The following is a 13,090-nucleotide window of genomic DNA, read 5'->3' on the forward strand; positions in this document are numbered from 1 at the left end:
CGCATGAGGAGCTTGCTATGTCAAAGTGCTTCTGCACTCTTTCCTTGCTATCGCTCTGCTTTGTCCTCTTAAGTCCTCCTCCATCCATCGCAAAAACACCTTCTCCCGATCTGGTGGTATCCCTTCCCGGTGGCGTTACATCACTTGACGATATTGGGCTTTATCAGGTCTCCTATCGTTATGACGATGGCCGCACAGGCATTATGCCCATTGGATGGAGCGGCTTTTTTACCGAAGACACCGGCATTGCCTGTGAGCCGTTTGGTACCCAAAACGGCCAAACCGCCTTTCTGTTGCATCCTATTTGGCGAGGCGGCACCGGAGACACCGATCAGACCTTCTGGCTGCATCTCCCGCCTGCTAAGCAGATCGTGCTGCAATTCTCCATTGCGATGCGCCAGGGCTTCACCGGTCCCCATCTCTCCGATGGCGCAACCTTTCGCCTCTTTGTAAACGGCCAAAAATGGCTCGACAAAAATAAAACCGACTCCATCTGGAGCCGCTACCGTTTCGATCTCACCCGCTACGCAGGCACCACCATCATCCTGCGTTTCGAGACCGATCCGGGGCCAAAGCGCGATCCCTCCTTCGACTACGCGCTTTGGGGAGACAGAGAGATCATCGTCAGGGGCGGCCCACCTGCTAGTCCGCCGCTTTTCCATGCTGATAGCGGCGAGTTAAGTCTCGGTCGCTCGGATTTCGGTTCCTGTGCACCGACTTTTGGGTCTCACAGTTCCTATGTGTTGCGAGCTTTCGTCGCTCCTCATCCTAAAAACGTCCTAGGCGGGTGGTCTCTGGCTCTCACCGCCAAAACCTCCTCTCCTGTGCCTCACATGCATCCCATTTCTGTGGGATTCGGAGCAGTCTTCACCTTTGTGGCGCCGGATGGGAAGCTCGTTCGCTCTGACGCCCCCCAAGCTCATCTCCTCTCGCTTATCCAACAGAACGAGCCTTCCCGACATGTCGTTGTGCGTGAGGCTACCTATGCCGTTGGCGAACGGAAAATCCATATTCAGGCCGTTCTCTACGCCCCTTCCGGGCGTGCCGTCCGCCTTGATCTCCGCTCACCAGACCCCTACATCGCCGCGGTAGATTTTGGCCGTCTGGGACCGGTGGCGTTTGCTCATCAAATTGTGGTTCCTTACTTAGGCACGATAGCCTATTTTCCTCAACTCGGCCTCTATGCAAACACCTTCGCCGATTTTCAGCTTTCGCACGCCAGTGCCTTCGACGGCACAAGCGCTCTCTACGAACCGTTGACCAACGGCCGGAGAAATGCCCTTCATGAAACGGTCTACTATGCGCTCTCAAACAACTTTCGTGATGTGCTACCCACACCGCCCAATCCCCCTTCACCTTACCTCAAACTTATGGGGCAGTTCGTCATTTTCGATGTCTGGAACGGCCGTTTTAGCGATAATGCGGCCTGGCTGCGCGAACTGGCAACCTATAGCCTTACCCATCTCTTTACCATCGCTCATGTTTGGCAGCATGGGGGATACGACAACCAGCTACCCGATACGGTGCCCGCAAATGCCGATCTTGGAGGAGATGAAGGCATGAAGGTGTGGACCCACACAGCAGAAAGCCTTGGAGAACGCATTGCCCTTCATGAAAACTACGTAGATTTTTATCCGAATGCCCCCTCCTTTACCTGGCAGGATGTAGCCAGAGACTCTCAAGGCAACCCCCAACCGGCTTGGAAAAACCTTATTCAGTCTTATGCGCTGGCCCCCACCGCCATTCTAAAATATGCACGACGCATTACTATTCAGGTACAACAGCATTACGCCCCCAACGCCGGCTATCTCGATGTGCACTCTTCCGTGCCACCTTGGTGGCATGTGGACTTCCAAGCAGGTAGGCCTGGCGCTGGCGAGTTTCACACGGTGTGGGAGGCCTATAAGGCTTTATGGCAGTTATTCCGAGAGGTACACCACGGCCCGGTGGTCGGTGAGGGCAACCAACATTGGCGCTGGAGCGGCCTGCTTGATGGGGTGGAGGCGCAGTTCGGTCAGGGTGTACCGACTAACGGCGGTGAAGAGGCTCCTCTCTTTGTAGATTTCGATCTTTTGAAAATCCATCCTCGTCAGTGCAATCACGGTATGGGTTATTTGGAACGGTGGCTGCACGAAGGCTACCAAGGGTTCTGGTGGCAGCACATCCCCCCTACAAAAACTCTCGATCAATACCGCATGGAGGAGATCGCTTACGGCCACGACGGTTTCATTCCTTCCCAACTCGTTCACAATCTAGCCTACATTTGGCAAGAGGAAAACCTGCTCTGGCCGCTCTCGTCGCGCTATGCCACAGCCATCCCTAAACGCATTCTGTATGAGGTCAACCGCAAGCTTGTTCCCACCGAGCAAGCCATCGCAGCCAATAGCCCCTTTGATCGCGTCATGATAGAATACAATAATGGGCTTCGTATTTTTGCCAACGCACGTGCTGCCGCTTGGCCGCTGCGGATCGGCGAGGCATCCTTTCTCTTGCCACAATATGGATGGCTGGCACTCGGCAAAGACATCATCGCTTGGACGGCTCGCCGCCGGGGCATCGTGGCAGACTACCTGCGCACACCGAACCGCATCTTTGTGAACGCACGAACCGACGTCGCCGGCCCGATTATCCCACTTCCCGTTCAGCCTTCCGTGCTCTCTTTCCAACAAACGGGCCCGAGGCAATTCGCCATTGCCTTCGCCTGGCATGTAGGGGCGTCCATTCCAAAAGGATATCGGGTTTTTGTGCACTTTACCCAACCTGGCCTTGAAGAGCACGAAGGCATTGTGTTGCAGACCGACTCGGGCCTTCCTCTGCCCCCCGATCGATGGCAGCCCGGCACGGTAAGCGGCACATCCGTAGCCGTTACCCTGCCAGACGATCTTAAAGATGGAGACTATCAGATTAAACTTGGCATTTATTCGCCCCAAACAGGGGAACGCCTCGTGCTTCAAGGAGATGACGATGGCTCCTCGCGGATTATCGTAGGCACGTTACATGTGGCCAACCACGGTATGTTGCTTACTTTTACAAAGGATACTAAAACCTCCATACCGCCATTGACACAGCTCCATGCACACCAGAATGTGAACGGGACGATGGTAGATTTTGGCCCGATCCGTACCAACGGTAGTCTGCTTCTGAAACGACAACGAGCCGGGCGTTGGAAGCTCATTCCTTTTCCGCGCGATCGCGTCTTTCCAATAACCCTTCAAGCCGCCGCTATAGACCCACGATGGCGACAGGGCCTAACCGTTACGGCCTACGATGCAGAGGGGCACATTCTTGGGTACGTGCCGGTGACCTCGCGTTATCAGAACAACCGACTTCAGGTCACCTTCCAAGTCAATACCCTCCCTTCCGCTGTCGCTTACAACCTTGCTGCGCGTCCAAAGCCTTTGAAGAGGTAGGCGCCCTAGTCTCTACCCGGCAGGAAAACGATGGGAAAAAGCCAATTTAATAGTCTGTAAGACTCAAGTCCGCACTAGACTCTGTGGACACCATAAGGAGGAGGTTTTTCAACAAAAATATGGAAAAAGTTCGTGTTGGCATCATCGGCACCGGAGGCATCGCGCAAGGCCACATTCAGCGACTCCTAGCACACCCTGCAGCCGAGATCACCGCTCTCTGCGACACATCTTCCGAATCGCTCGCCCATACTGTCGAACGTTACCCCCAACTTAAGGGAGTGGCAACCTTTCAGGACTACAAAGAGCTTATCCGCTCTGGCTTGGTAGATGCTGTCAACATCAACACACCTCATACAGCCCATTTTGAGCAGATCATGGCGGCGCTGGAAGCCGGTCTTCACGTGCTGACGGAAAAGCCGATGGTGTGCACCGTAGAGCACGCGCATCAGATCCTCAAGCAAGTCGAAAAAAGCGGCAAGGTGTTGGTGGTCAGCTATCAACGGCACTACATGTCTGAATTTCTCTATATTCGCGATCAGATCGCAGCCGGTCGCTACGGGCCGGTACAGTTCGTTCAGGCCTTCCAAAGCCAGAACTGGTATCGTGGAACGAAAGGAAAATGGCGACAAGACCCGGCCTTAAGCGGGGGCGGTCAGCTCAACGATTCCGGGTCGCACCTTGTAGCGGTTATCCTCTTTATGACGAACCTGCCCGCCGAGAGCGTCTTTGGTTACATTGAGAACTTCGATTCGCCGGTGGACATCAACTCGGCTCTCTCGTTGCGCTTTTCAGGCGGAGCCTTGGCCAATATATCGGTGGTGGGCAATGCACCTACCTGGCATGAGGATATCACGATCTGCTGCGATCAGGGCGTGTTTTTCTTGCGCAACGGGCAATTAGAAGTGTGCGGGCCGGACGGCAAGCGATTCACCCCCACTGCAGAAGAGATGCCCAAAGGCAGCGATCCGGATACCAATTTTATCAACGCCATCCTGGGTAAAGAGCCGGTCGGCTCCCCTGCAATCTGGGGCCTGCGCGTTATGGAGCTGACCGAGGCGGCCTGGAAGTCGGCGGAGGAGGGACGCCCCATCGAAGTGAAGCATCTCTAACAGGCCTACCCAAGCAGCCCCATCTACATTTTTTGGGATGGGGCTTGTTTTTCTACGAAGGCCGAACGGTCACCCAGGCACTCAAATAACAGGCCTTTTGAGACCGGCACAACAAAATAGGAGGGGCTTACCTTAAGGTAAGCCCCTCTTCTAGAATTCGGGAGTGCCGAGGACAGGACTCGAACCTGCAAGCCTTTCGGCATACGCACCTCAAGCGTACGTGTCTACCAGTTCCACCACCTCGGCGGGCAACTCTCTTTTTCAATAGGGATACGGGGAATCGAACCCCGGTTTAGGGACTGAAAATCCCTCGTCCTAACCTCTAGACGATATCCCCGGAAGCCCTTCGTTTACACCTGTATTGTATCCTGTTTGAGGGATTTTTGTCAAGAGAACCGCACTGCAAAGGAGGCAGTAGATACCGATATTGCAGAACCGTCCCGATTCCGGCTCCATCAAGGACAATTGAAAAGGGTAGACACAAGGCCTACCCCTACACTGCAACTGGTGTTTGGTAAACAACCTCGGTTTCTTGCCGCTTTTTTCTATGAGGCAGAGATGCACTCTGTTACCCGAATCGGCCTTGAATGTAATCTTCCGTACGCTTGTCGCGTGGTCGGGAGAAGATGTCCTCCGTATTTCCTACTTCAATGAGTTCACCCTTTAAAAAGAAGGCCGTGCGTTGTGAAACACGGGCCGCTTGCTGCATGTTGTGCGTGACGATAACAATAGTGTAGTTGGCGCGCATTTCGTCCATGAGCTGCTCAATACGATAGGTTGAGGCCGGATCGAGCGCGGAACAGGGTTCATCCATAAGGATAACCTCTGGGTCTACCGCCAGCGTACGTGCAATACAGAGTCGCTGCTGCTGACCCCCAGAAAGCTCTTCTGCCGACTTATTGAGGTTATCCTTTACCTCATCCCACAGTGCTGCCTGTTTCAGAGAGCGCTCAACGATTTCGGCGAGGCGCTTCTTATCGCGAATGCCGTGCAAGCGCGGCCCGTACTCTACGTTTTCTCGAATGGACATTCGAAACGGGTTTGGCTTCTGAAACACCATACCCACACGACGTCGCAGCGCAATGACATCCACTCCCTTCTCGTAGATATCCTCTCCATCTAGCAGCACCTGGCCACTTAAGCGAGCACCCGGAATAATGTCGTTCATCCGGTTTAGGGTGCGAAGAAACGTAGATTTCCCGCAACCCGAAGGGCCTATAAGGGCGGTTACCTGATTGCGCAATATATCGAGGTTGATGTCGTGTAGCGCCTGAAACTTCCCGTAAAAGAAGTCGAGATGCCGCACAGAGATGCGTACAGCCTCCTTTCTTCCATTCGAGGCTCCGGCAATCACACTCTCTTCCAAAGAGAGCGGCACCCCGCGTTCTGTTGTTTCCATAAGAGGACTTCCTCCTCGCAACTAAGGCGCGCCCCCGTTTTGGGAAACGGCCGTGCGGTCACTCGCCACCAAAAGGTTGTTGATTACACCGGCGTTAACGCTAGAATACTTTTGAATTACCTGGTCTACGTCCTTTTCGGCCTCATCGTGCGCTGCAATAGATTTTACCGTACCATCCAAGATCACTTGGGCATCCTTAACGGAGACGGATATTTTCTCGTCCTTCAACGCCGGATCGGCTGCGAGCGCAGCCTTCGCATCGGCTTCGATCTGAGCATTCTTACTTGTGTTGTTCAACGTTCCCTGGCTGGAAGCGGCACCTCCCGATGGCGTACTAGAGGAACAGCCGCTCAGCAGCACAGCCAAGCCTATAACACCCAACAGTCCACAGTCTCTTTGTCTCATATCATCCCTTCTTGTTCGAGAGTTTAGTTTGTCGCCCGTATCTCACCTCGTGCAGAGACGATACGCGCCAGCAGGCTCGTCACGATAACGAGGAGCACAAGCACCAGCGCCGCACCCCACGCCTGGGAGAGCGCCACGGGGTCGTTATCGTTTCGCAGAAGATATATCTGAACCGGCAGAGAAGGCAAGGGCTTTTGTGGGTTCACCGACCACAAGTTAATGCTACAGAGCACAATGAGCAGAGGGGCTGTCTCTCCGGCCACACGCGCCACTGCCAAGAGAATACCGGTGAGAATGCCTCCGCGGGCAGCCGGCAACACCACTTTCCATATCGTTCGAGCATAAGTAGCCCCAAGGGCAAGTGAGGCCTCACGTAAAGAGACGGGCACCACTTTTAACAGCTCTTCCGTGGTGCGCATCACCGTTGGGATCATCAAAATGCCCAAAGCAATGCCACCGGCATATCCAAAGTTTTCGTGAGTCGGCACCACCAGGATATTATAGACGAAGATGCCGACAACGATGGAAGGCACGCCGTTAAGGAGGTCTGTGAAAAACCGAATCCAGAAGCCCAGTCTCCCTTTGCCAAACTCCGACAGATAGATTCCACCTAAAATTCCAGTAGGAACGCCCACGGCTGAGGCCATCGCCACCAGAATACCCGTCCCTACAATGGCATGCAACATGCCTCCCGCCTCCGGGTTTGCCGGGTTTGGGCGACGGAAGAACTGCGCATTCAGGGCAGGAAAGCCGGCTCGAAACACATATTGGAACAGCCAAACAAGCGCAGCAGCCCCCAGCAGCGCACACAGAAAACAGACAACATTACCGCCGATGCTGCCGATGCGTCGCCACATCTGGAAAAAGCGTGTATGGGGTGCCCAGCGGTTAATACTCCCTAGAAGCAAGAGAAATATCGCCAGCACCTCTGCCGGCCCTAAAAGCCCCCGCAAACCTTCCGACCGCATATCATGCACGATCTGATAGAGCAACACAACGGCCACCAACAAGCTCAGTAGGATGCGCAGAAAGCCGATTAAATGACCACGCAATGCCACCGTTCGGCGTGTTCCTCCCCCTCCGCTCGCAGTAAGCCAAACGAGCAGACGAGCCAACCCGTTCACCACAATGGTGATGAGAAACAGCGTCAGCGCGATCTCGGTGAGAGCGCTCGCATGTAAAGGAGAGTTGGGTCCATTGTACTGATCGACGAGAACGGAGGTCATCGTATAGCCGGAGCGTAAGAGGGAGAAGCTTGCTGGGTCTTTTAAATGAGCTATTGTCACTTTAGCGCCGATGACCATAGTCACCGCCATGGTTTCGCCCAATGCGCGGCCTAGCGCCAACATAATGGCCCCGATGATTCCGCTACTTGCATAGCGCAGTACCACCTGTTTAGTGGCCTCCCATGGCGTGGCGCCAAGGCCATAGGCCGCTTCGCGTTGCACACGGGGAACGGCCATCAGCACGTCACGCGATACCGCAGTGACGTAGGGCAGAATCATAAGCGAGAGCACAACACCGGCAGCAAGGAAATCCATGCCGGTGCCCGTATCATAGTAGGAGGCGAAAAAGGGAATGCTTCCGAAATGAGCGTTCAGCCATACCTCCACTTGGTTTTGCAAAATGGGAACGAGATAGAGTAGGCCCCAGTAACCGTACACGATGCTAGGCACCGCTGCGAGCATCTCGATAAAGAAAGAGAGTGTTTTATTTACCCGATGCGGCGCCAACTCCGCCAAGAAGATGGCGCTGCCAACCCCTATGGGCACGGCCAAAAGCAGCGCTAAAGCCGAGGTGACGAATGTGCCATATACGAAGGGCAGCACACCGAACACGTTCCCAATGGGCTTGTCTGCCGTAGGTGGGTTGGGTATCCACCTCTCACCCACGAAAAAGCGAAGGCCGGAGTGGTGAAAGTTTTGTCGGGAGGCCAGCACCAAAGAGAGGGCAATACCTAGAATAATCACAACGGTTGAGAGAGCGAAGAGCAGGGCGGTTCCGCGGAAAAGGCGATCTATGAGAAACACCCAGGCTCTTCGCCCCCCTAGCCCACGGGGTGTTGGAGTATGCGCTTTTGGCAACGAGATTTGCGCCATTTTCCCTAATTAAGGCCCTATCGCCACTTGGGCACCTTGCACGGTTTTAAGTGCCGCCAAATTCAGCTTTATCAAGGAAGGCGGCAGGGGAGCGTAGTAAAGCTTCTCTCCCATCTTTTGAGCTTCCTCACCCATCGCCCAACTAAACAGCTTCGTCACCGGCCCCGGATTACTTCCTCCATGCTGATAGATAAGCACATAGGTAAGCCCGCATATGGGATAACTATTGACACCAGGAGCATAGACGGTAGGCGTGCGGATGTCCTTTTTCAAAGCGGCGATATACTGCCCGATTGCGATATTGGTGGTGGTAACGCTAGGCGTAACGAAGTTCCCGGCAGCATTACGCACGGAGGCCAGTGACAGATGGTTCTGGATAGCATAGGCCAGCTCCACATAACCAAACCCTCCCTTGGTGCGCATAATATTGGCCGTCACGCCGGGGTTACCCTGTCCTCCGATCCCAACCGGCCAGCTCACCGATTTTCCCGATCCTATCTGTTTTGCCCACTCAGGCACGGCTTTTGTCAGAAAGCTCGTGAAGATATAGGTCGTTCCCGAAGCATCGGAGCGGTGAACAGGATGAATGGGCAGATCGGGTAGATTCTTAATAAAGTTAACGGCCAGGATGCGCGGGTCGTTCCACTTCTTGATCTTGCCCATATAGATATCGGCAATGATCTCCGGGGTAAGACGAAGCCCCGAGCCGACACCGGGCAGGTTGTAGGTCATCACCACGGCGCCTCCCAACGTGGGAATCTGCACCACAGGAAAAGGCATCTGTTTGAGGTCGGAATCGGTTAAGGGGGCATCCGTCGCTCCAAAATCTACCGTGCGATTCTTCAGGGCGTTGATCCCTGCGCCCGACCCTACCGCCTGGTAGTCCACAGACACGCCGGTCTCCTTTTTATACTCTGCAAACCACTGGGTGTAGATAGGGGCAGCAAAGGTGCTACCGGCCCCTCGCAAGGTAGTGCCTTGTGCAAGCGCGTACCCAGAAACAACCAACAGCAGTAGCCCTATACTCCCTGCTTGTCTCAGGTTCACCCTGAAATTCATATCCTTCTTTTCTCGGCCTCCTTCGGCTATGTTGAGGTTTCAGATCGCAGCCCAAACCTCTTGTGCTTTCTACCAACGATTATATCCCGAAAAATATTAAGAGAATGTTAAGACGCGGCGCCCCCCTAATGCAGATAGCGCGGTGCACAAGCCAAGCTAATGGTTTCTCGCCCGGTATCCCAACGCTCCTTGCGAAAAAAAATAAAAAATTTTTGCCCCTTATTCCCGAAAAAATCAAATTTTCTCTCAAAAACACCTTTGAGCTAATGATTGAGCTAATGATGGGCTAATGATGGCCTGTTATAGTGAGAATCGGAAGGGCTTCAAAAGCCTTTCCCCAACGCTCAAATTCAAAACAGGAGGCTTCAAAATGAAGCGCCATCGGATCGTTTCGCTCGCCTGGCTTCTGGGCATCTTGCTCTTTCTAGGCGGCTTCAACATGGCCCGAGCACAGCTTGAAACCATCTTCAGCTACCCGGACTTCAGCAACAGTTCGCTGTCCGCCAACTTCCCGAACACCCTGTCGTTAGTAGGAGATGCCGGTTTCTTTAACAACCGGCTTAGGCTGACGCCTGCAGTCGATTTCAAAGCGGGTGCGGCCTGGTTCGGCGCTCAGCTCTTTGTACAGGGTGGCTTCGACAGCACCTTCCAGTTCCAGATTACGGACCTAGGCTCCGTCTCAGGGGTTACGCCGGGAGCAGACGGGATCGCCTTTGTTATTCAAAACGATCCCGCAGGCGACACGGCACTCGGCAATAAAGGAGGAGATATCGGGTATGTCGGTATCACTCACTCTCTGGCTGTGGAGTTCGATACCTTCTGGAACTGGTGGTATAACCCGCCCGACCCAAATAACAACCATATCGCCATCCACACGCATGGGAACGGCGCTAACTCCGCCGATGGCTCTAACGGAACTTTCATTCTGGGAGATAACCCCAACCTTCCGGTGCGGATGGCGGATGGAAACGTGCATACCGCCGAGATACGCTACCTGCCCGGAGCACCGGGGAACATGACGGTTTTCCTGGATGGGGTGCAGATTCTCTCTGTACCTGTTGACCTCCAACAAGCGCTTAGCCTGCCGTCGGGAATGGCTTGGGTAGGCCTAACCTCTGCCACAGGAGCGGCCTGGGAAAACCACGACATTCTGAGCTGGAACTACAAAACCTCCCTGTTCCATATCGGCAATGTCTCTGTCATTGTGAATGCCACCGGAACTTCCGCCCAAATCTTCTGGACGACGGATGAACCCTCCACCGGCAGCGCCGTGCTGGAACCTAATGGCCCCTCCTTGGCCGATACCACTATGGGATTAACGCACTCGGTGACAATCCCGACCTTTCCCAATCAGGTCTATCACTTCCATATCGTCGCCCAAAACCCTCAGTTGGGAACCACACAGAGCGCCAGCTCGGTCTTCGTTACCGGAACGGCCTCCGCACTGCAACTCTCCTATGCTAATCTGCAGAAGAATGCTAATGGCACCTACTCGGTAACGATACAGGTAACCAATGTTGGCACGACGCCCATCAACGGCATCTCACTCACAACATCGCGGCTAGGGGCCGCCGGTTCTCCTCTCTCTCCCTCTCTTCCCACCTCCGCAGTTAGTCTGAACTCGGCTCAAAGCACCTCGTTTACCCTCACCTTCCCTAGCACGGCCGGTAAAAGCGGCCAAACCGTGCGACTCTCTGCAGGAGGCAACCAAAACTCAGGAAGCTTTCAGCAGTCCTGGCGGGTGGTGCTGCCATGAAACGAAATGTCTTCAGTTACAACTCGACAGCTAAAACTATCATAGGAGAAGAAACAAACATGAAAACCGCGAAACTGCTTCTGTTTTTAACCATGCTTCTGCTGGTCATCTGCTGTGGGCTTGGAAAGGCGCATGCCCAACTTACCATGACGCTCACCCCCGCCCTTCAGTCGGGGCCTGCCGGCACAAGCACCGTCTTCACCTTTACCGGCACGCTAACCAACAACGGAAACGTCCCCGTTTTTCTTAACGCCGACAACGTCTCCTTTACCGGAATAGGCTGGACGATTGACGACTCCCCGTTCTTCACCAACGCTCCCGCCTCTCTTAACCCAGGGCAGGGCACCGGTTTGATCGGCCTGTTTACGGTCACCAATCCCTCGAACGCACCTGCCGGTAACTACTCAGGCACCTACTCTATTTTGGGTGGTGCCACCCCCGCGGATACGAACGTGTTGGCAAGTGAGCCGTTTCAAGTGACTCTCAACCCCTCGGCCTCGACACCGGAGGTGGGATCGCTTACAAGCTTAACCCTGCTCTTTCTGCTGACGGCAACGCTTACGCTTCATCGTTTCCGAAACAGAAAACAGGCTATGAGAGACCTCTGCAAGGAAGTCACCATGAATAAAAACGTTACACTACAGCTTCCAGGCTCGACCAACCGACACCGAGCGCTTCTCCATCTTCTTTTTGCGCTCCTCTTGGGGCTGGCGTATCCGACAATGGGAAGGGGGCAAACGTTCAGGCCAAACGTTCTTCCTACTTATACTTCCCAGCCCATCGTCGTGCTGCATGCCTTCTCCGCGCTAAACTCTGGCATCAACGCGGACGGGGCAAACCCACGAGCATCGGTTATTGTAGGGTCTGACGGACGGATCTTTGGTACATCTTACTACGGAGGGGCGTTTGGGAATGGCGTTCTTTTTTCCGTCGCCTCTGATGGCAGTAACTTTCAGGTGCTCCATACCTTTACCGGAGGAAACGATGGGGCCATTCCGAGTGCCATCATTCAGTTACCCGATGGCACGCTTTTTGGTACGGCCATTGAAGGAGGTGCTAACGGAGCCGGCGTGGTTTATAGCATAAACCCAGATGGAACCCAGTTTCAGGTGGTGTACACCTTTGCCGCTCTCCAGACACCTCCTCTCAACCCTGCCCCAGACGCTCCTAACCCCAATGCAGATGGTGTCGGTCCCAAAGGTCTTATCCAAGGAGCCGACCAAGCTCTCTATGGCACTACGCTTTCCGGGGGGAACCTTGGATTTGGGGTTGTCTTTAGACTGCAATTGGATGGAACCTTCGCCGTTCTCCATAATTTCTCAGATACGGATGGAAACTTTCCTATCGGTTTACTGCAAGGCAAAGATGGAGCGCTCTACGGTGCCTGTGACTATGGTGCAAACGGAGGTGGTGACCTGTATAAACTACTCCCCGACGGCAGCGGCTTCACGGTGATTCACACCTTCAATGCACCCGGCACTGCCTCTAACTCCTATGTGAATGTAGGCGGTGCCGTGCCCTTTACCTATCTCGTACAAGACCAGAACGGCTCCCTCTACGGCACCACACTAGGTGGAGGTGCATTTGGCGGAGGAGTGTTTTTCAGAATACAGACAGACGGAAGTAGCTATACCCTGCTTCACAGCTTTGGAGGTCCATCGGTTCTACTGCCGGTCTCCTCTAATCCATCAGGGCGACTGGTTCTCGGTCATAACAACACCATCTATGGCACCTGTCAAAATGGTGGGTCGCCATCCAACGGCGGAGGGGTGCTCTATGCAATGCCTACCTTCGGCAACGGCTTCTTCGTAATTCACTCCTTCGACTTTGGACCTACCACCGATAACGGAGGC

Annotated in this window: 8 protein-coding genes and 2 tRNA genes; 4 read left to right on the forward strand and 6 right to left on the reverse strand. The window is 54.2% G+C overall.

What is annotated here, in order from left to right; all coding sequences use genetic code 11:
• Positions 1 to 17: 17 nt before the first annotated feature.
• Together VKV29_RS03045 and VKV29_RS03050 are read left to right on the forward strand one after the other, a co-directional pair.
• The gene (locus VKV29_RS03045; protein WP_324199825.1) at positions 18 to 3,410 is read left to right on the forward strand and encodes a DUF5696 domain-containing protein; all 3,393 of its coding nucleotides are present in this window, start codon (positions 18 to 20) and stop codon (positions 3,408 to 3,410) included.
• Between the two features lie 119 nt (positions 3,411 to 3,529).
• A complete protein-coding gene (locus VKV29_RS03050; RefSeq protein WP_324199826.1) occupies positions 3,530 to 4,519 on the forward strand; it encodes a Gfo/Idh/MocA family oxidoreductase in 990 nt (329 codons plus the stop codon).
• Between the two features lie 164 nt (positions 4,520 to 4,683).
• Here VKV29_RS03050 and VKV29_RS03055 read toward each other — a convergent pair.
• From VKV29_RS03055 to pstS, 6 genes are all read right to left on the reverse strand, one after another.
• Positions 4,684 to 4,765: transfer RNA gene (locus VKV29_RS03055), tRNA-Leu, on the reverse strand.
• Between the two features lie 19 nt (positions 4,766 to 4,784).
• Positions 4,785 to 4,856, reverse strand: a tRNA-Glu gene (locus VKV29_RS03060).
• Positions 4,857 to 5,087: 231 nt separating this feature from the next.
• On the reverse strand, positions 5,088 to 5,918 hold the full coding sequence (pstB, locus tag VKV29_RS03065; RefSeq protein WP_324199827.1) for a phosphate ABC transporter ATP-binding protein PstB: 831 nt from the start codon (positions 5,916 to 5,918) through the stop codon (positions 5,088 to 5,090).
• A 21-nt stretch (positions 5,919 to 5,939) separates the two neighbouring features.
• Positions 5,940 to 6,323 carry a BON domain-containing protein gene (locus tag VKV29_RS03070; protein WP_324199828.1) on the reverse strand — a complete coding sequence of 128 codons (384 nt, stop codon included), beginning with the start codon at positions 6,321 to 6,323 and terminating at the stop codon, positions 5,940 to 5,942.
• A 23-nt stretch (positions 6,324 to 6,346) separates the two neighbouring features.
• Positions 6,347 to 8,353 carry a phosphate ABC transporter permease subunit PstC gene (gene pstC, locus VKV29_RS03075; RefSeq protein WP_324199829.1) on the reverse strand — a complete coding sequence of 669 codons (2,007 nt, stop codon included), beginning with the start codon at positions 8,351 to 8,353 and terminating at the stop codon, positions 6,347 to 6,349.
• Between the two features lie 78 nt (positions 8,354 to 8,431).
• Complete coding sequence (pstS, locus tag VKV29_RS03080) at positions 8,432 to 9,469, reverse strand: phosphate ABC transporter substrate-binding protein PstS (protein WP_324199830.1); 1,038 nt, start codon at positions 9,467 to 9,469, stop codon at positions 8,432 to 8,434.
• A 382-nt stretch (positions 9,470 to 9,851) separates the two neighbouring features.
• Between pstS and VKV29_RS03085 the strand changes: the two genes are divergently transcribed.
• Together VKV29_RS03085 and VKV29_RS03090 are read left to right on the forward strand one after the other, a co-directional pair.
• On the forward strand, positions 9,852 to 11,237 hold the full coding sequence (locus tag VKV29_RS03085; RefSeq protein ID WP_324199831.1) for an L-type lectin-domain containing protein: 1,386 nt from the start codon (positions 9,852 to 9,854) through the stop codon (positions 11,235 to 11,237).
• Between the two features lie 59 nt (positions 11,238 to 11,296).
• The coding region (locus tag VKV29_RS03090; RefSeq protein WP_324199832.1) for a choice-of-anchor tandem repeat GloVer-containing protein at positions 11,297 to 13,090 on the forward strand (1,794 nt) is incomplete at its 3' end.

Origin of the sequence: Chthonomonas sp., assembly GCF_035294165.1 — a bacterium.
Classification (GTDB): Bacteria; Armatimonadota; Chthonomonadetes; order Chthonomonadales; family Chthonomonadaceae; genus Chthonomonas.

What these genes read in the sequence shown, in the direction of transcription:
- VKV29_RS03085 (WP_324199831.1), top strand. Translation starts at nt 9,852, where the DNA reads ATGAAGCGCCATCGGATCGTTTCGCTCGCCTGGCTTCTGGGCATCTTG.
- VKV29_RS03045 (WP_324199825.1), top strand. Translation starts at nt 18, where the DNA reads ATGTCAAAGTGCTTCTGCACTCTTTCCTTGCTATCGCTCTGCTTTGTC.
- VKV29_RS03050 (WP_324199826.1), top strand. Translation starts at nt 3,530, where the DNA reads ATGGAAAAAGTTCGTGTTGGCATCATCGGCACCGGAGGCATCGCGCAA.
- pstB (WP_324199827.1), bottom strand. Translation starts at nt 5,918, where the DNA reads ATGGAAACAACAGAACGCGGGGTGCCGCTCTCTTTGGAAGAGAGTGTG.
- VKV29_RS03070 (WP_324199828.1), bottom strand. Translation starts at nt 6,323, where the DNA reads ATGAGACAAAGAGACTGTGGACTGTTGGGTGTTATAGGCTTGGCTGTG.